Source organism: Maricaulis sp. W15, from assembly GCF_001924955.1.
In the GTDB taxonomy this organism is placed as follows: domain Bacteria; phylum Pseudomonadota; class Alphaproteobacteria; order Caulobacterales; family Maricaulaceae; genus Maricaulis; species Maricaulis maris.
Genome location: NZ_LQXG01000018.1, coordinates 101,266 through 119,365, shown reverse-complemented (window position 1 = coordinate 119,365; position 18,100 = coordinate 101,266). Strand labels below are relative to the sequence as shown.

The following is an 18,100-nucleotide window of genomic DNA, read 5'->3' as shown; positions in this document are numbered from 1 at the left end:
CCGTAGGTACACGACCAATCGTGTTTTTCGGTTTGGAGCCACCCGGCTTGTCTTAATCGAGAACGGTGTCCGTCGCGCTTTCGAACAGGTCGAGCAGACCGCCGGGCGCGTCCGGATTAAAGACTCGGACATCGGCGCGCGAGGCGAAGCGGGTGATGGTGCGGGCGGTTTCCGTGACCGGTGTGTCGCTGTGCGGGTGGTCATTGAGGATCACCGTGCAATGCCCGTCGAGCACTCTGAGGGCGCTCAGAGTGTGCGAAATCGTGCCGAGATACGTTCCGGCGACCAGGACCGGGCGGGCATCAAGTTCGCGGATCAGGTCGAGATTGAGGCCGTCTGACGCGATCGGCGACATCACCCCGCCGGCCCCCTCGATCACTGTCGGCATCTCGCGGTCGATATGGTCGAGGCACCAGCTGACAATCCTATCGAGCGGGAGTTCTCGGCGTTCCTTGCGGGCGGCCAGGTCCGGTGATAGCGGGGCCTTGAAACGCCAGGGCGAGACTGCTTGAACGCCGTCTCCGGTCAATGCGTCGCCATTGGCCCGCATCAGCCGGATCGTGTCGGTCTCGTTGAGTGCGGATTGGTCGAACCCGGAAATGACCGGTTTGAGGACGCGCATTGTCCGCCCCTGATCGCGCCAGGCGCGGATGAGGGAGCACAGCACATGCGTCTTGCCGATATCGGTGCCGGTGCCGGTGAAGAAAAGTGGTCGCATTACTCGGCAGCTTGGGTTGTTTCCAGGATCGCTGCAAGGGCTTGTGCAAGCTGGTCGATATCTGTGTCGGTATGGGCGGCATTGAAGGTGATGCGCAGCCGCGCCGTGCCGCGGGGCACAGTCGGCGGCCGGATCGCGGTGACCAGGAAGCCACTCGCCTCCAGGGACTTCGACGCGGCCAGCGCTGCGCCTTCGCTGCCCATCACAATCGGGACGATGGGGGAGTGGGGGTCTGGCAGGCCGAGCCGTCGGCAAAACCGCCGGGCCAGTGTCATCGGACGGTCCCGTAGACCCTCATCGGATTCGATCCGGTTTAGCGCCGCGAGAGCCGCGGCGGCGCAGGCCGGCGGCAGGGCCGTTGTGAAAACCAGTGGTCGGGCCCGGGTGCGCAGCAGGTCACAAACCGCCCGCGAGGCACACAGATAGCCGCCATAACTGCCCAGCGCCTTCGACAGCGTCCCCATCTGCAGTGGCGGCGTGACCGGCGGAGTGAAGCAATGCGAGCTGCCACGACCATCGCCGATCACGCCAATACCGTGCGCGTCATCGACCAGCGTCCAGGCGTCGTGCTGATCGGCCAGGGAGAGCAGCCCGGGCAGGGGCGCCAGGTCGCCATCCATCGAGAACACGCCATCAGTGAGGATCATGGCGTGGCGGTGATCGCCACGCAGGACGGTGAGGCGGGCGTCCAGATCATCCATGTCATTGTGCGCGAAAATCTCGACCCGGGCACCGGACAGACGGGCACCGGCATGCAGGCAGGCATGGGCCAGGGCATCGACCAGGACGAGATCGCCCGCGCCGACCAGCGCCGGGGTGATGGCCAGATTGGCGAGATAGCCGGAACCGAACAGGAGGCAGTCCTCGCTGCCCTTGAAAGCCGCCAGCCGCCGTTCCAGCTCGAACAATAGCGGATGACCACCGGTCACCAGACGTGATGCCCCGGCACCGGCCCCGAAGGTTCGGGTGGCCGCGGCGGCGGCTTCGATGACAGCCGGGTCCTGGCTGAGGCCGAGATAGTCGTTGGAGCAGGCATTGACGATGCGCCGCCCGTCGCGCTCGACGATGGCGCCGCCCATCGGCCGGGTCTCATGTGTGACGCGGCGCAGATTGTGGCGGTCCAGTCCGGCGAGTTTGCGGTCGGCAAAACGCTGCAGGGAAGCGGTCGAGGTGGTCATGCAAAGCCTGTCGCACAGAATTGTAGCCTGCTAAAGCCTCCCCATGACTCAGGATGCAGACAAGCGCGGCTTTGACCCAGGCGACCATGCCTTGTGGCGGCCCTATGCCCAGATGAAGACCATAGCGCCGGCCCTTCCGGTTGTTGGAGCGAGCGGCGTGCGGCTGGAGCTTGCCGATGGCCGGACCCTGATTGATGGCGTTTCGTCTTGGTGGACGGTGTGTCACGGCTATTGTCATCCGCACATTATCGATGCGGTCAAACGTCAGCTCGACGCGGTGCCCCATGTGATGCTGGGCGGGCTGACCCATGAACCGGCCGAGCGTTTGGCGCGCCGTCTGGCGGCGCTGGCGCCGGGTGATCTCAATCACGTCTTCTTTTGCGAATCGGGTTCGGTCTCGGTCGAGATCGCGATGAAGATTGCGGTGCAATCGTTCATAAATCGCGGTCAGCGCGGGCGAACGAAATTCCTGGCCTTTCGCGGCGGCTATCACGGCGACACGCTGGCGACCATGTCGGTCTGCGATCCGGATGAGGGCATGCACAGTCTCTTCGCCGGCGCAATTGCCCGTCAGGTGATCGCCGATCTGCCAACCGATCCGGATCGGCTCGACAGCCTGTCGGTCATTCTCGACCAACAGGGCGCGACACTGGCGGGTGTGATCGTCGAACCCATGGTCCAAGGCGCGGGCGGCATGCGTTTTCATGATGCGGCAACACTGCAGGCCTTGCGTGCCCTGTGTGACCAACACGGCCTGCCGCTAATCTTCGACGAGATCATGACCGGTTTTGGCCGACTCGGGACGATGTTTGCCGCCGAGAAGGCCGGGGTCACGCCGGACATCATGACCGTGTCCAAGGCCTTGACGGGCGGGACCCTGCCGCTGGCTGCAGCGATTGCTTCGACGCGGCTGTTCGAAACCTTCTGGGATGACGATGCTGGCAAGGCCTTGATGCACGGGCCGACCTATATGGGTAATCCCGCCGCATGCGCCGCGGCCAATGCCTCGCTCGACCTGTTTGAGCGAGAGCCGCGACTGGCCCAGGTGCACGCCATTGAGGCCATGTTCGCCGCGCTGCTGCCACAGGCGCGCGACTTGCCGGGCGTGCTCGATGTGCGTTGGCAGGGCGCCATTGGCGTCATCGAAATGCAGAGCCTGCCCGCGTTGGACACGCTCAAGGCGGCCTTCGTTGGTGCCGGTGTCTGGGTGCGACCGTTCAACAATATCATCTATCTCATGCCGCCCTACGTGATCAGTGCCGAGGACTTGCAGGCGCTGATCGAGGCGGCGCTGCGCGTGACAGAGGCTTGGGCGCGCCGCCATTTCCTTTAATTTCAATATTTTGAAATTGAGCTTGTACAATCATTTAATTTCATTATACTGAAATTATGAAAAAGACTGACGCCATAGCCGCGCTCGCGGCGCTTGCCCATTCCGCCCGACTGGATGTGTTCCGTCTGCTCGTTGCTTCGGCATCGCCGCGTGACGGTGAGGGGGGGCTGACGCCTGGCCTGATGGCCGAAAAATTGGGCCTGCCCGCACCGACGCTGTCCTTCCATCTGAAGGAGTTGTCGCGCGCCGGACTGGTAACGTACGAACGGCGTGGGCGATCATTGATCTACTCGCCTTGCGTTGCCGCACTGGAGGCGTTGGCCGGATTTCTTCTCGACGATTGTTGCAAGGGCGTGGCCGCTCAGGGCGCCCCAACCGAAACCAAGGAGACCTGTTTATGAAACGCCTGCATGTCAGTTTCAATGTCCGCGATCTCGATGCGTCCATCCGCTTTTATTCCAAGCTGTTCGACAGTGAGCCGACCCTGGTTCGTGAGGATTATGCCAAATGGCTGTTGGACGATCCGCGCATGAATTTCGTGATCGAAAGCGGTGACGGGCCGGTCGGTTTCAGTCATGCAGGTCTGCAGTCCGACAGCAGTGACGAATTGCATGATGTCTTTGAGCGCATGAAATCGGCGGAAGCGCCCTATCTCCCGGAAGGCGTGACAACCTGCTGCTATCACAAGTCCGAGAAGAGTTGGACGTCCGACCCTGATGGCGTGATGTGGGAAGCATTTCACACCCAACACCGGACTGAAGAGCGCGGGGAAGTTTCACAATTTCTGCCGCAGGAACGCTGACTGCCTTCGATCTGCATTCGGTCTGCAAAGCGTGCTGAAACCCGCTTGACCGGGCCGCGGTCTGCCCATAAACAACGCACCTCGCTTCGGCGAGACGCCTCAAGCGGGTGTAGCTCAGTTGGTTAGAGCGCCGGCCTGTCACGCCGGAGGTCGCGGGTTCGAGTCCCGTCACTCGCGCCATTTCCCACCACGGAAATGACGCAAAACAAAACGGCCGCCCTTCGGGGCGGCCGTTTGCGTTTGGGTCCGGCGCAATGCGCCTATTCCGCAGCGACCGGCTCGGCGAGGTCGAGACGGGTCTCGGTGTCGGCGATCAGGTTGCGGTCATCGATCTGCCAAGGATGAAAGCCGGGCTGGAAATAGGCCAGCCAGGCCGGCAGGACACGGCGCAGGATGCCCGGTCGTCCCCACAGATACCAGGCGAGACCAGCGCGAGCGCGAACGCCCTTGATACCGTCCTGGGCCAGCAGGTCGAGACTCTCCCGCCAGCGCTTGACAATGAAGTCGCGGGAAACCCGGGCAAAGACCGCGCAGCGGATACCCCAGCGTTTGATCGGCTTCACCTCCCGCATGATATGGGCATAGGTGTCGAAGGCGACACTCTTGTGCTCGATCTCCTCGATCGCATGCCACAGCCACATGCGCTGCGATTCGCGGTCGGTGTCGGCGTAGAGGCTGCGGTCCTTCAGCGCGAGATGGGCGAAGATGGCCGTGAAATGCTCCAGCGAGACCGTGATGCTCAGCTGGGCGACCGGATGGCCTTCGCGGGCCTGGGCCAGGCTCTCCTCGACGGTCTTGAGGGCACGGCTGACATCATAGCCGTCGGCGATGACGCGCGCGTTGAAGGCGTTGTGCTCGCGGGTGTGGAAGGCCTCCTGACGGGCGAAGTCCTTGATCTGTGCGGCCAGTTCCGGCGGCACGTCCTTCTGGAAACGACGCACGCTCTCGATGAAGAAGGTTTCGCCGGCCGGGAAAGTGACGGAGAGGGCATTGTGCCAGGCCGTGGAAAAGGCGTTGCCGCCCATCCACCAACGGACCCGTCCGGGCGTGTCCTCAAACCGGCGATTGCGCGGGGTGATGACCAGGTCGGCAGGCGTTGCGGTACGGGCCATTGCAAGTCTCCAATCACGTTGCCACCAACAGGTGAACGCTGTTCACATTCTGCGTGAGTTCCCGGCCATGTCAATCAAACGGCCATGCTGCGCGTGCGAAATGATTTGCCATGACCGGCGAAACATGGGACATGGCCCTCACGACCTGCCGCGTGTAGGCAGCCCTATGGCTGCGAACGGCAGGCGTTGGCGAGACAGTCCGTCGGTGATCCGGCGCGTATTGATCATTGCCACCGCGGTGCCAGGTCCGGCGCCAGTCAATTGGCAGCTGATCTACGCAAGCTTCCGCAACGCAAAACCCCAAGGATCCGCCAAGCGATGTTTCGCGGCAGGATTTCCAAGAAAGATATTGATTTTTGACCCAGTTTACTGATCTCGGCCTGGCCGAGCCCATTCTCCGCGCCCTGTCCGATGAAGGCTATGAAACGCCGACCCCGATCCAGTGCGAAGTGATTCCCGCGATGATCGACGGCCGCGACGTCCTCGGTATCGCCCAGACGGGTACCGGCAAGACCGCCGCCTTCACCCTGCCGATCCTGAATCGGCTCCATACCGAAAATCTGCGGACGCAGCCGAAGACCTGCAGCGCCCTGATCCTGTCGCCGACCCGCGAGCTGTCCGCCCAGATCCTCGAGAATGTCCGCGCCTATGGTCGTCACATGCGTGTCACCTCGACGCTTGTCGTTGGCGGTGTGAAGCCGGGACCGCAGATCCGGGCCCTGTCCAAGGGTGTTGATGTGCTGGTGGCCACGCCAGGCCGTTTGCTCGACCTGATGGAATCCGGTGCCATTCGCCTGAACCAGACCTCGACGCTGATCCTCGATGAAGCCGACCAGATGCTCGATCTCGGCTTTTTCCCGGCGATCCGCAAGATCGTCGGCTTCCTGCCGAAAAAGCGCCAAACGGCCTTCCTCTCGGCGACCATGCCCAAGCCGATCCGGGCGCTGGCGCATGAGATGCTGGATGATCCGAAACAGGTTTCCGTCGCCCCGGAATCGCGCCCGATCGAGCGGATTGAACAATCGGTCGTCCTGCTGCCGAAGGAGTCCAAGAAGGACCTCCTGCTCGAACTGATGTCGGACCGTGCCGTCGAGCGGGCCATTGTCTTCTCGCGCACCAAGCACGGTGCCGACAAGATCAACCGCCATCTGGTCGATTACGGCCTCAAATCGGCCGCCATCCATGGCAACAAGTCCCAGGCCCAGCGCATCAAGGCGCTCGACGGGTTCAAGACCGGTGCGGTGAAAATCCTGGTCGCGACCGACATTGCCGCCCGCGGCATTGATGTCGACAATGTCTCGCACGTCGTCAATCACGACCTGCCGAACATTCCCGAAGCCTATGTCCACCGGATCGGCCGGACGGCACGGGCCGGAAAATCGGGCGTGGCGGTGTCGATGTGCGAGCCGGGCGAATATGAATATCTGCGCGATATCGAGCGCCTGACCGGGCTCGATATCGAGCGTGTCTATCTGGGCGATGAGGACAAGTTTCTCGCCGAAGCCAAGAAGGCGACGCCGGCGGCTTCGCAGAAGAAGCAACAGCGTCCGGCCCGCAAGAAGCCCTTTACCGGCGGCTCACGGCCGCAGGGACAGGGTAATGGGCAACGCCAGGGTGGCGGCAATCGTGGTGGTGGATCAGGCCAGCCCGGTGGCGGTCAGTCCGGCGGCGGTGCCAAACGGCCGCGTCGTCGCAACCGTTCGGGCGCCCGCACGCCGGCCTGATCCAGCGCCCGGTATCAGGCGTCAGCCTCCCGTCCCGGCTTCGGCCGGGGCGGTGGCGGCGGCGGGCACCTCATAGGTAAAGCTTGCATCACCCGGCCCGAGCGGCAGGTCGAAGGCAAACCAGACGAAAATCATGGCCAGGGACGACACCAGGATGGCCATGGAATAGGGCAGCATGACCGCGATCAGGCTGCCGAGACCGAATTCCGGCACATAGCGCTGGCAGAAGATCAGGATCAGCGGCAGATAGGGCATCAGCGGCGTGATGATATTGGTCGCCTGGTCCCCCATCCGGTAAGCGAGTGTCGAGCCTTCCGGAGAAATGCCCAGCAGCATTAGCATCGGCACGAAGACCGGTGCCAGAAGCGCCCATTTCGCCGATGCCGAACCCATGAAGAGGTTCAGGACGGCCACCAGCAAGACCATGCCCACAATCAATAACGGGGCCGGCAGGTTCAGCGCTTGCAGGCCTTCAGCGCCCGAGATCGCGATCACGGTGTCGATTTCCGACGCACCGAACAGGAAGATGAAATGCGCCATGGCGAAGGCGAGGATGATGTAGCCGCCCATGTCGGCCATCGATTTCGTGCCGAGTTGCACGACGTCCTTGTCGGACTTCACATTGCCGACCGCGATCCCGTAAAGCGTGCCCGAGACCAGAAAGGCAATCATCAGTAAGGCGACGATCGACCGGAAGAAGGGCCCGAGCCCGCCATTGGCGTCGCGCAGGATGCCGCCGGCCGGCACGGTCAGGAAGAGTACGATCACCGTCATGACGAGCAGTGAAAGTCCGGCCCAGGCAAGGCCCTTGCGCTCATTGGCGCTGAGCGAGCCATCCCCTTCCGGCGCGGCGAAATCTGCAGGGCGCTGCCATTCGCCCAGTCGAGGTTCGACCACATAGTTGTTCACCAGCGTGCCGACGAGCACCAGCAGCGGCGTGAGGGCGAAGGTGAAGTAATAATTGTCCAGATTGTTCAGCGTCCAGCCGGGTTCGATTGTCTGGGCGGCGGTCTGGGTAATGCCAAAGAGGAGGGGTTCGAGCGAGGTCACCACCAGATTGGCCGAGAAACCGGCCGAGACACCGGCGAAGACCGCCGCGATACCGGCAATCGGATGGCGTCCGGCGGCAGCAAAAACGACGGCACCCAGCGGCACCATGACGATATAGCCGGAATCAACCGCCAGATTGCCCATTACGCCGGCAAAGACGAGAACGGGCGTGAGCAGGGAACGTGGCGCACTGGAGACCATCACCCGCATGCCGGCCGAAAGCAGGCCGGTTTTCTCGGCGATGCCGGCGCCGATCATCACGACCAGGACCATGCCGAGTGGGGCGAAGCCGGTCAGCACGGCCGGCATGCCAACCAGCAGGGTCTGCAGCTGGCTTCCGGTCAGAAGGTTGATCACCGAGATCGATTCCCCGGTCACCGGATTCTCGACACCTGTACCGAGGGCCGACAGGCCAAGCGAGGCCAGCATGACCACACCGATCAGGACCAGAAAGATCGTCACCGGGTCGGGCAGTTTATTGCCCGCCTTCTCGACCGAATTGAGAATGGCTGATCCGATGCTCATGGTGTCTCTCCCCCGTGATGAAGCGAGGCGAGTTTGGACGCATTTGATGTCGCGCGGCAATCCTCAACGCAGCATGCGACGGAAGTTATGCGTGATCAGACGGCTTCTTGGCCGGTTTCCGGGGCGTTGGCAGACGGTATCGAAACCTCGCCCATGGCGTCATCACCGGCGGCGAGTGCAGCCAGGGCCGGTGAGAAAAACTGCCGTGAAATGAGCAGGCCGGCGACCAGCAGGGTGCCGCCAATCTGAGCCATTGGTCCCGCGATCCAGGCCAGATAGCCGATCGACAGGAAGAGGGCCCGCAAGCCGCGGTTGAATTGTCGCCCGGCGACCACATTCATGGCGCCGGCCCGGTAGGCGCCGCGCAGGGCCTCGGCCGTGGTGTCTTGGTCGCGCGGCACGTCCGGTGTCGCGCCGAGCAGCATGGCGGAATAATTCACCAGCCGGTAGGCCCAGCCGAACTTGAAGAAGGCATAGGCGTAGATCACCAAGAGGCCCAGTGACATGACTTCCCACTGGATCCGGGAGGTGGTGTCGAGGAAGGGCACATCACCGACCGCCGACATGACCGGATCGAGGGCCGTGATCAGCGTGAAACCGGCGCCGATTCCCAGCAGCGCCGTTGAGGCAAAGAAGGCGATGCCGTTCTGCAGCCCGGCGATGATCTGGCTGTCCATGATGCGGACCGAGCGGGCGGCCATGTTCATCATCCATTGCTTGCGATGTTCATCCATCCGCCGCGACAGGGTGTGTTTGGCCAGCGGGCTGTGGTCGACCAGCCAGGAAAAACCGAGCGCGATCACCGCGAAACCGATGACTCCGTAATAGTTTTCCAGCATGGCCTGCCCTTTCGCCCTTTGGCGGCATGCAGCCATGGGTGAGCGCTGACTTCAAGCTGAAAGCGTCGCGGTGGCCGCGATCCGGCGACCTGGCAGGGGACAGGCCCCGGTTCAGTCCCGCTGGTATTGTCGGTCTGAACAGGTGAAACCTGACGCATGCAGACACAAACCACCGATCCGGCCCGTCACATCTGGTTCCTGCGCGCGACCTGGCCACCGCTCGTGCTGGCTGTGTGCTGTGCGCTGTTGTCACTGGTGCATGCGCAGTTGTGGTGGGGGCTCGTCTGTCTCGGCGGGGCAAGCCTGTTGTGTTTCGACAGTGTGGCCCGTCATCGCGAGTTCCGGGCGCTGCGGCATTCTGTCCGGGTGGCCAAGGGCCTGACCGGGGAAGCGCTGGCGCGGTTCCGGGCGGCGCGATCGACCTGGTGTTCGCGCCGGGCTGCGATCGCTGCGGCGCATGCCGAGGGGTTTGGTGCCGATGCCCGCGCCCTGGTCGACGGCTGGGGGTACAAGCCCTGGCACGTCTTTCCGGATCGGGCGTTCACCTTCGGATCGCCCTTCTTCAAGCCGGCGTTCTGGCAATCCGTGCTCGGTCTGAGGCGGTGAGGGCGATGTCGTCACGCAATGACTGAAATGAGCAGTTGAAAATCATTCTCATCTAGGCTTCCCTATCCGTCGACCCTGACGCAGGCAACTGATGTCAGGCGGTCTTTAGCCCTTGCTCCGAGCGTCCACGCGCTCTAGCTTCCGCGCCAAATCGGGCAGGGGGCCTGATTGGCGTTGGCGATTCGCTTGAAGCGTGTCTTGCCAGCCAATCCGCGGTCTCCCATACCCTACCGGACGCTCTTCAAGGCGAGGCTTGGCGATGGACGCATTGCTTCTGGAATACCTGCCCATCCTGATCTTTTTCGCGATCGCTGCGGCGATCGGGATCGGGTTCATGGTCGCCGCTTTCGTGATCGCGCCGTCGCGGCCTGATCCGGAAAAAGTGTCGACCTATGAGTGCGGGTTCAACGCCTTTGACGACGCCCGGATGAAGTTCGATGTGCGATTCTACCTCGTCGCCATTCTCTTCATCATCTTCGATCTCGAGGTCGCCTTCCTCTTCCCGTGGGCGGTGACCCTTCGCGAGCATCTCGGCCCGTTCGAATTCTGGTCGATGATGGTCTTCCTCACCGTTCTGACCATCGGCTTCGTTTACGAGCTGAGAAAAGGCGCGCTGGATTGGGAGTAGTCCAAAAATGGCATCTGATCTGACACCTCATGCCGGCATGGCTGGACGCGCGACCGTTCCCGGCTATGACCCGAAAAAGCACGACCCGTTCTTTGACGGCGTCAGCGATGCGCTGGCCGACAAGGGTTTCGTGGTTGCGGCCGCCGATGATCTCGTCACCTGGGCCCGTACCGGCTCGCTGATGTGGATGACCTTTGGTCTGGCCTGCTGCGCCGTGGAAATGATGCAGGCCTCGATGCCGCGTTATGACGTCGAGCGTTTCGGCTTTGCGCCGCGGGCCTCCCCGCGTCAGTCGGACGTGATGATTGTTGCCGGAACATTGACCAACAAGATGGCGCCGGCCCTGCGCAAGGTCTACGACCAGATGCCGGAGCCGCGCTACGTCATCTCGATGGGCTCGTGCGCCAATGGCGGCGGCTATTATCACTACTCATACTCGGTCGTGCGTGGCTGCGACCGGATCGTTCCGGTGGATATCTATGTCCCGGGCTGCCCGCCGACCGCGGAAGCCCTGGTTTATGGCATTTTGCAATTGCAAAAGAAGATCCGCCGCGAAGGCTCGATCGAGCGCTAGGAGAGAGCGGGAAATGAGCGAAGCCCTCAAACTTCTCGGCGAGCACGTTGCCAACGCCCAGGATGCCGCCGTCACCGGTTGGTCGATCGCCAATGGTGAGTTGACGGTCGAGATCCATCGTGACCGGATCGAAAGCGTGCTGACCTGGCTGCGTGATGATCCGGCCTGCCGCTTCACGACACTGATCGATATTTGCGGGGTCGATTACCCGCAGCGCGCCGAGCGCTTCGAGGTCGTCTATCACCTGCTCTCCATGCACCAGAATCACCGCATCCGCGTGAAACTGTCGACCGATGAGGAAACACCGGTCCCGACCGTCATCCCGGTCTATCCGGTCGCTGAATGGTTCGAGCGCGAAGCCTTCGACATGTATGGCATCGTCTTCGCCGACCATCCGGATCTGCGCCGCCTGCTGACCGATTACGGCTTTGAGGGTCATCCGCTGCGCAAGGATTTCCCGCTCACCGGTTATGTCGAAGTGCGCTGGGATGAAGAGCAGAAACGGGTCGTCTACGAGCCGGTCGAGCTGGTCCAGGAATATCGCGACTTTGATTTCATGAGCCCGTGGGAAGGTGCCAAATACATCATCCCGGGTGATGAGAAGGCCCAAGACGGCCAGAAGGGTGGCTGAGCATGGCTGATGACATGATCGAAACCGGCAAGTCCGAACGCAATTTCACGATCAATTTCGGCCCGCAGCACCCGGCTGCGCACGGCGTGCTGCGCCTGGTGCTGGAGCTGGATGGCGAGGTTGTCGAGCGCGTCGATCCGCATATCGGCCTTCTGCACCGTGGCACCGAGAAGCTGCTCGAGCACAAGACCTATCTCCAGGGCATCGGCTATTTCGACCGTCTCGACTATGTCGCGCCGATGAACCAGGAGCACGCCTTCTGCATGGCCGCTGAAAAGCTGGCCGGCATCACCGTGCCCAAGCGCGGCGAATATGTGCGCGTGCTCTATTGCGAGATCGGCCGGGTGCTCAATCACCTGCTGAACGTCACGACGCAGGCCATGGATGTTGGCGCGCTGACGCCGCCGCTCTGGGGTTTTGAAGAGCGCGAAAAGCTGATGGTGTTCTATGAGCGCGCTTCCGGTTCGCGCATGCATGCCCATTATTTCCGGCCGGGCGGGGTCCATCAGGACTTGCCGATGAAGCTGGTCGAGGACATTCGCGCCTGGTGTGACCAATTCCCGGCCAAGCTGGACGATATCGACAGCCTTCTGACCGAAAACCGCATCTTCAAGCAGCGCAATGTCGATATCGGCGTTGTGACCAAGGAAGACGTGCTGGCCTGGGGCTTCTCCGGCGTCATGGTCCGTGGCTCGGGCCTCGCCTGGGACCTGCGCCGTTCGCAGCCCTATTCGGTCTATGACGAGCTGAAATTCGACATTCCGGTCGGCAAGAATGGCGATTGCTATGATCGCTACCTCTGTCGCATGGAAGAAATGCGCGAGAGCGTGAAGATCATGATCCAGTGCTGCGACTGGCTCATGAAGGACGAGAATGCGGGCGAGGTGCTGGCCACCGACTCGAAATTCTCGCCGCCGCGCCGCGCCGAGATGAAGCGCTCGATGGAAGCGCTGATCCAGCACTTCAAGCTCTATACCGAAGGTGTGCGGGTGGAAGAGGGCGAGGTCTATGTTGCCGTCGAGGCGCCCAAGGGCGAATTTGGCGTCTATCTCGTCTCGGATGGCTCGAACAAGCCTTATCGCCTGAAGATCCGCGCACCGGGCTTCGCCCACCTCGCGGCCATGGATTACATGAGCAAGGGCCACATGCTGGCCGACGTGTCCGCGATCATCGGCTCGCTGGATGTCGTGTTCGGGGAGATCGACCGATGAGCGTTCGTCGTCTCGCAAAAGAGCAGCCGGAGAGCTTTGCCTTCAACAAGAAGAGCGAAGCCGAGATCAAGTTCTGGCTGGCCAAATATCCCGAAGCCAAGAAGGCCTCGGCGGTGATCCCCATGCTGTGGATTGCGCAAAAACAGGAAGGCTGGGTGTCCGAACCTGCCATCCGTGACATCGCGACCCGTCTGGAAATGCCCTATATCCGCGTCTACGAAGTCGCGACCTTCTACACCATGTTCAATCTCGAGCCGGTCGGGACGCACCTGATCCAGGTCTGCGGCACCACGCCCTGCATGCTGCGCGGTTCGGACGAGCTGATTGATGTGTGCAAGAAGCGCATCGGCAAGCCGCACGAGATTTCCGCCGATGGCAAGTTCACCTGGGTCGAGGTTGAGTGCATGGGCGCCTGCGCCAATGCTCCGATGATCCAGCTCGCCAACCCCGATGGGGACCATTACATCGAGGACCTCGACGGCGCCAAGCTGGAAGCCCTGATGGACGATCTGGCCGCCGGCAAGACGGTCAAATACGGCCCGCAATCGGAGCGCAATGCCTCCGAGCCGCATGGCACCAAGGTGCTGACCGACCCGTCGCTCTATGATGGTTCGCGGGCCAAGAAAATCAAGCTGCCGAATACGGCAAAGCCTGAAACCAGCAAGGCGGAGGGCTAGACCATGCCGGCACAACTCCTCCAGGACAAAGACCGTATCTTCACCAACCTGTTCGGGCATCACAGCCCGGATCTGGAAGGCGCCAAGCAGCGCGGCTGCTGGAATGGCACCAAGGAAATCCTCGAACAGGGTCGTGACTGGATCATCGACAACATGAAAGCCTCCGGCCTGCGCGGCCGTGGTGGTGCCGGTTTCCCGACCGGTCTGAAATGGTCCTTCATGCCCAAGGAAGTGGGCGCCCGCCCGCATTATCTCGTCGTCAATGCCGACGAATCCGAGCCGGGCACCTGCAAGGACCGTGAGATCATGCGGCATGATCCGCACCTTCTCATCGAAGGCTGCCTGATCGCTTCATTCTCGATGCAGGCCCATGCCTGCTACATCTATCTGCGCGGTGAATATGTCACCGAGCGCCTGGCGATGGAAAAGGCCGTCAAGGAGGCCTATGAGGCCAAGCTGATCGGCGATGACAATATTCATGGTTGGCCCTTCCACGTCTATATCCATCACGGCGCCGGCGCCTATATCTGCGGCGAAGAGACGGCCCTGCTGGAAAGCCTGGAAGGCAAGAAGGGGCAACCGCGCCTCAAGCCGCCATTCCCGGCCAATGCCGGCCTTTATGGCTGCCCGACCACGGTCAATAATGTCGAATCGATTGCTGTGGCCGGCACCATACTGCGCCGCGGCGCCGAATGGTTCGCCAGCTTTGGCCGCGAGCGCAATGTCGGCACCAAGATCTTCTCGATCTCCGGCCATGTGAACAATCCGTGCAATGTCGAAGAAGCCATGTCGATCCCGATGAAGACCCTCATCGAGACGCATGCCGGCGGTGTGCGCGGCGGTTGGGACAATTTGAAAGCCGTCATTCCCGGTGGCTCTTCGGTCTCGCTCCTGCCGAAAGACATTTGCGACGACGTGCTGATGGATTTCGACGCGCTCTCGGCGCACAAATCGGGGCTGGGTACGGCCGCCGTCATCGTCATGGACAAGTCCACCGATGTAGTGAGGGCGATCGCCCGGATTTCCTACTTCTACCGCCATGAAAGCTGCGGCCAGTGCACGCCGTGCCGCGAAGGCACCGGCTGGATGTGGCGCGTGCTGACCCGCATGGCGGCCGGCGAGTCGACGATTGAAGAGATCGACATGCTGCTGGACGTCGCCGGTCAGGTCGAAGGTCACACGATCTGCGCTCTTGGCGACGCGGCCGCTTGGCCGGTCCAGGGCCTGATCCGCCATTTCCGGTCCGAGATCGAGGACCGCATCAACAATTACCGCGCTGGCAAGCCTGTCTTTGTCAGCCAGGTCGCGGCCGAGTAGGGGCATCATCCGATGAGCGAAGATCTCCGCAAAATCATTATCGACGGCGAGGAAATCGAGGTTCCGACTTCCTATACGCTGTTGCAGGCGGCTGAAGCGGCCGGCCGGGAAATCCCGCGCTTTTGCTATCACGAGCGCCTTTCGGTCGCCGGTAATTGCCGGATGTGCCTGGTCGAGCTCGTCGGCGCGCCGAAACCGGCGGCCTCCTGTGCGATGAATGTGCGTGACATGCGCGGCGGGCCGAATGGCGAGCCGCCGGCGATGAATACGCTGTCGCCGCTGGTCAAGAAGGCCCGTGAAGGGGTGATGGAATTCCTGCTCATCAACCACCCGCTCGATTGCCCGATCTGCGACCAGGGCGGGGAATGCGACCTGCAGGACCAGTCGCTTGTCTATGGCCGTACCGGTTCCCGTTTCCCGGAGAACAAGCGCGCGGTTGAAGACAAGGAAATGGGTCCGATCATCGCCACGGAGATGACGCGCTGCATCCAGTGCACGCGCTGCGTCCGTTTCGTGACCGAAGTCGCCGGTTCGCCCGAGATCGGCATGATCGGTCGCGGCGAGGATGCCGAAATCACCACCTATCTGGAAAGCGCTGTGACGTCGGAGCTTTCGGGCAATGTCATTGATCTTTGCCCGGTCGGCGCGTTGACCTCCAAGCCTTATGCCTTCAATGCCCGCCCGTGGGAGCTGACAAAGACCGAGACCATTGATGTGATGGACGCGCTCGGCTCGAATATCCGTGTCGATGCGCGCGGCTCCGCCGTGCTGCGCATTCTGCCGCGTGTCCATGAGGGCGTGAATGAGGAATGGATTTCCGACAAGACGCGCTACGCCTGGGAGGGCCTTGGCCGTCAGCGTCTCGACAAGGCTTATGTCCGCGAGAACGGCAAGCTGCGTCCGGCCGACTGGCCTGAAGCGCTGACAATCGCGGCTGAGAAGCTGGGCGGTGACGCCTCCAAGATCGGCATGATCGCCGGCGATCTGTGCTCGGCCGAGGAAATGAAAGCCGCCAAGGATCTCGCCGACGCGCTCGGCGTGGCCTCGATCGATTGCCGCCAGGATGGCGCGAAAGTCGGAGGCGGCGCGCGTGAGGATTATCTCTTCAACGCGACAATTGCCGGGATCGAGGAGGCCGATGCCATCCTCATCATCGGCGCCAATCCGCGTACCGAGGCTGCCGTCCTCAATGCCCGCATCCGCAAGACCTGGCTGCACAATGACACAAAGGTCGGGCTGATCGGTGAAGCGGTCGATCTGACCTACCCCTATGAGCATGTCGGCACCTCGGCCGATATTCTCGCCGGTCTCAAGAAAAAGCGCTCCGGCTTCATCAAGACGCTCAAGGACGCCAAGCGTCCGCTCATCCTGGTTGGTTCTGGCGCCCTGACGCGCGCCGATGGCGCCCAGGTGCTGCGCGCCGCCGGTGAACTGGCCGATGCAGTCGGGGCTGTCAGCGCCGATTGGAATGGCCTCTCCATCCTGCACACGGCCGCCAGCCGTGTTGCCGGTCTCGATCTCGGCTTTGTGCCGGGCGAGGGCGGTCATGATGTGGCGGGCATGCAGTCCACCGCGCTCGACACGGTCGTCCTGATGGGCGCCGACGAGCTGGACATGGCCCAGTTTGGCGACGCTTTCGTGATCTATGTCGGCAGCCATGGTGATGCCGGTGCACACCGCGCCGATCTCATCTTGCCCAGTGCTGCCTGGACCGAGCAGGACGGTTTGTTCTCCAATACCGAAGGCCGCGTCCAGCTGGCCTATCGCGCGACCTTCCCGAAGGGCGATGCGAAAGAGGGTTGGGCGATCTTCCGGGCCCTGTCCGAGCGTCTGGGCAAGGCGCTGCCTTACAACAATCTCACCGAATTGCGCCACAAACTGTTCGAGGATGTTCCCGTCCTGGCAGGAATCGATCACGCACCGGGTGCGCGGGACGGATATGACGCCAAGGCGGCCGGCACGGCCGGTGATGTCGAGGCAACCGATTTCGTGCCGGCGGTGCGGAATTTCTACTTCACCAACCCGATTGTTCGGGCCTCCAAGACGCTGGCGGAATGTTCCGCCCTGGCGTCCGGTCCGGCCCAGATGGCTGCGGAGTAAGCGATGACGGATTTCATCGAACAATTCGGTGTCTGGGGCGGGCTTGGCATGGCCGTGGCGCAAATCCTCGCCTTTGCCATCGTCCTCCTGGTCTCGCTGGCCTTCCTCCTGCTGATGGACCGCAAGGTCTGGGCGGCCGTCCAGATGCGCAAGGGCCCGAACGTGGTCGGCGCTTTCGGCCTGCTGCAGTCTTTCGCTGATTTCTTCAAATTCGTGTTCAAGGAAATCGTCGTGCCAGCTGGGGCGGATCGCTCGCTCTACCTGTTGGCGCCGCTGATCACGCTGATCCTCGCCTTCGTGACCTGGGCCGTTGTGCCGGCCGCGCCGGGCTGGGTGATCGCCGACCTCAATGTCGGCCTGCTCTACCTGTTCGCCATGTCGAGCCTGGGTGTCTACGGCATCATCATTGGCGGCTGGGCCTCGAACTCGAAATATCCTTTCCTCGGGGCGCTGCGCTCGGCGGCGCAGATGGTGTCCTATGAGGTCTCGATCGGCTTCATCATCGTCACCGTGCTCTTGTTTGCCGGATCGATGAACCTGTCCGAGATCATCGAGATGCAGGCTGGCGGTTTCTGGAACTGGAATGTGTTGTCCTTCCACGCCTGGCCTATGCCGATGTTCCTGGTGATGATCCCGATGGCGGTGATCTTCTTCATCTCGGCCCTGGCCGAAACCAACCGTCCGCCGTTTGACTTGCCGGAAGCCGAGTCGGAACTGGTGGCGGGTTATCAGGTCGAATACTCCTCGACCCCGTATCTGCTGTTCATGGTCGGCGAGTATCTCAACATCGTGCTGATGTGTGCGATGACGTCGATCCTCTTCTTCGGCGGCTGGAATGACCCGTTCGGTCTGGACGTGTCGGGCTGGCCCTACCTGGCCTCGCATGCGTGGTACTTCTTCTGGTTCGCCGCCAAGATCGTCTTCTTCTTCTTCATGTTCGCGATGGTGAAGGCCTTGGTGCCACGCTACCGCTACGACCAGCTGATGCGGCTGGGCTGGAAAATCTTCCTGCCCATCTCGCTCGCGGCAGTCGCCCTGGTCGGCGCCGCCGTCGTTTACGGACCGCAGGGGTAAG

18 protein-coding genes and 1 tRNA gene are annotated in these 18,100 nt (G+C 62.2%); 14 read left to right on the top strand and 5 right to left on the bottom strand.

What is annotated here, in order from left to right; genetic code table 11:
• Positions 1-52: 52 nt before the first annotated feature.
• Both bioD and bioF read right to left on the bottom strand, forming a co-directional pair.
• Positions 53-718, bottom strand: a complete 666-nt coding sequence (gene bioD, locus AWH62_RS11855) for a dethiobiotin synthase (protein ID WP_075190713.1) — start codon at positions 716-718, stop codon at positions 53-55.
• On the bottom strand, positions 718-1,896 hold the full coding sequence (gene bioF / locus AWH62_RS11850) for an 8-amino-7-oxononanoate synthase (protein ID WP_075190712.1): 1,179 nt from the start codon (positions 1,894-1,896) through the stop codon (positions 718-720). The genes bioD and bioF overlap by 1 nt, the downstream gene beginning before the upstream one ends.
• Before the next feature lie 43 nt (positions 1,897-1,939).
• Here bioF and AWH62_RS11845 point away from each other — a divergent pair, with 43 nt between their 5' ends.
• From AWH62_RS11845 to AWH62_RS11830, 4 genes are all read left to right on the top strand, one after another.
• Positions 1,940-3,229 (top strand): adenosylmethionine--8-amino-7-oxononanoate transaminase, encoded by a 1,290-nt coding sequence (locus AWH62_RS11845; protein ID WP_075190711.1) that lies wholly within the window; start codon positions 1,940-1,942, stop codon positions 3,227-3,229.
• A gap of 56 nt (positions 3,230-3,285) precedes the next feature.
• Positions 3,286-3,630, top strand: a complete 345-nt coding sequence (locus AWH62_RS11840; RefSeq protein WP_075190710.1) for a helix-turn-helix transcriptional regulator — start codon at positions 3,286-3,288, stop codon at positions 3,628-3,630.
• Positions 3,627-4,031, top strand: coding sequence for a VOC family protein (locus tag AWH62_RS11835; RefSeq protein WP_075190709.1), 405 nt, complete (start codon positions 3,627-3,629; stop codon positions 4,029-4,031). The genes AWH62_RS11840 and AWH62_RS11835 overlap by 4 nt, the downstream gene beginning before the upstream one ends.
• Before the next feature lie 103 nt (positions 4,032-4,134).
• Positions 4,135-4,211, top strand: a tRNA-Asp gene (locus AWH62_RS11830).
• An 80-nt stretch (positions 4,212-4,291) separates the two neighbouring features.
• Here the strand turns inward: AWH62_RS11830 and AWH62_RS11825 are convergent.
• Positions 4,292-5,143 carry a metal-dependent hydrolase gene (locus AWH62_RS11825; RefSeq protein WP_075190708.1) on the bottom strand — a complete coding sequence of 284 codons (852 nt, stop codon included), beginning with the start codon at positions 5,141-5,143 and terminating at the stop codon, positions 4,292-4,294.
• A 356-nt stretch (positions 5,144-5,499) separates the two neighbouring features.
• Between AWH62_RS11825 and AWH62_RS11820 the strand changes: the two genes are divergently transcribed.
• Positions 5,500-6,867 (top strand): DEAD/DEAH box helicase, encoded by a 1,368-nt coding sequence (locus AWH62_RS11820; protein WP_075190707.1) that lies wholly within the window; start codon positions 5,500-5,502, stop codon positions 6,865-6,867.
• A 21-nt stretch (positions 6,868-6,888) separates the two neighbouring features.
• On the opposite strand, the gene AWH62_RS11815 is transcribed toward AWH62_RS11820, so the two are convergent.
• Both AWH62_RS11815 and AWH62_RS11810 read right to left on the bottom strand, forming a co-directional pair.
• Positions 6,889-8,442, bottom strand: coding sequence for an AbgT family transporter (locus AWH62_RS11815; RefSeq protein WP_075190706.1), 1,554 nt, complete (start codon positions 8,440-8,442; stop codon positions 6,889-6,891).
• 95 nt (positions 8,443-8,537) lie between these two features.
• Positions 8,538-9,317: a DUF599 domain-containing protein gene (locus AWH62_RS11810; protein ID WP_198928890.1), complete on the bottom strand. Its 780-nt coding sequence runs from the start codon at positions 9,315-9,317 to the stop codon at positions 8,538-8,540.
• 120 nt (positions 9,318-9,437) lie between these two features.
• On the opposite strand from AWH62_RS11810, the gene AWH62_RS11805 reads away from it, so the two are divergent.
• The 9 genes from AWH62_RS11805 to nuoH all read left to right on the top strand — a co-directional run bounded on the left by AWH62_RS11805 (position 9,438) and on the right by nuoH (position 18,099).
• Complete coding sequence (locus AWH62_RS11805; RefSeq protein WP_075190704.1) at positions 9,438-9,887, top strand: hypothetical protein; 450 nt, start codon at positions 9,438-9,440, stop codon at positions 9,885-9,887.
• Between the two features lie 259 nt (positions 9,888-10,146).
• Positions 10,147-10,515, top strand: a complete 369-nt coding sequence (locus tag AWH62_RS11800) for an NADH-quinone oxidoreductase subunit A (protein ID WP_075190703.1) — start codon at positions 10,147-10,149, stop codon at positions 10,513-10,515.
• Positions 10,516-10,522: 7 nt separating this feature from the next.
• The gene (locus tag AWH62_RS11795) at positions 10,523-11,089 is read left to right on the top strand and encodes an NADH-quinone oxidoreductase subunit B family protein (protein ID WP_011643295.1); all 567 of its coding nucleotides are present in this window, start codon (positions 10,523-10,525) and stop codon (positions 11,087-11,089) included.
• Positions 11,090-11,102: 13 nt separating this feature from the next.
• A complete protein-coding gene (locus AWH62_RS11790; protein ID WP_075190702.1) occupies positions 11,103-11,720 on the top strand; it encodes an NADH-quinone oxidoreductase subunit C in 618 nt (205 codons plus the stop codon).
• 2 nt (positions 11,721-11,722) lie between these two features.
• Complete coding sequence (locus AWH62_RS11785) at positions 11,723-12,931, top strand: NADH-quinone oxidoreductase subunit D (protein WP_198928888.1); 1,209 nt, start codon at positions 11,723-11,725, stop codon at positions 12,929-12,931.
• Positions 12,928-13,608, top strand: a complete 681-nt coding sequence (gene nuoE / locus AWH62_RS11780; RefSeq protein WP_075190701.1) for an NADH-quinone oxidoreductase subunit NuoE — start codon at positions 12,928-12,930, stop codon at positions 13,606-13,608. The genes AWH62_RS11785 and nuoE overlap by 4 nt, the downstream gene beginning before the upstream one ends.
• A gap of 3 nt (positions 13,609-13,611) precedes the next feature.
• Positions 13,612-14,925: an NADH-quinone oxidoreductase subunit NuoF gene (gene nuoF / locus AWH62_RS11775; protein ID WP_075190700.1), complete on the top strand. Its 1,314-nt coding sequence runs from the start codon at positions 13,612-13,614 to the stop codon at positions 14,923-14,925.
• A 12-nt stretch (positions 14,926-14,937) separates the two neighbouring features.
• Positions 14,938-17,025 carry an NADH-quinone oxidoreductase subunit NuoG gene (nuoG, locus tag AWH62_RS11770; RefSeq protein WP_075190699.1) on the top strand — a complete coding sequence of 696 codons (2,088 nt, stop codon included), beginning with the start codon at positions 14,938-14,940 and terminating at the stop codon, positions 17,023-17,025.
• Positions 17,026-17,028: 3 nt separating this feature from the next.
• Entirely contained in the window at positions 17,029-18,099 is a 1,071-nt protein-coding gene (nuoH, locus tag AWH62_RS11765; RefSeq protein WP_075190698.1) for an NADH-quinone oxidoreductase subunit NuoH, read from the top strand.
• The last annotated feature ends 1 nt before the right edge of the window (position 18,100 follow it).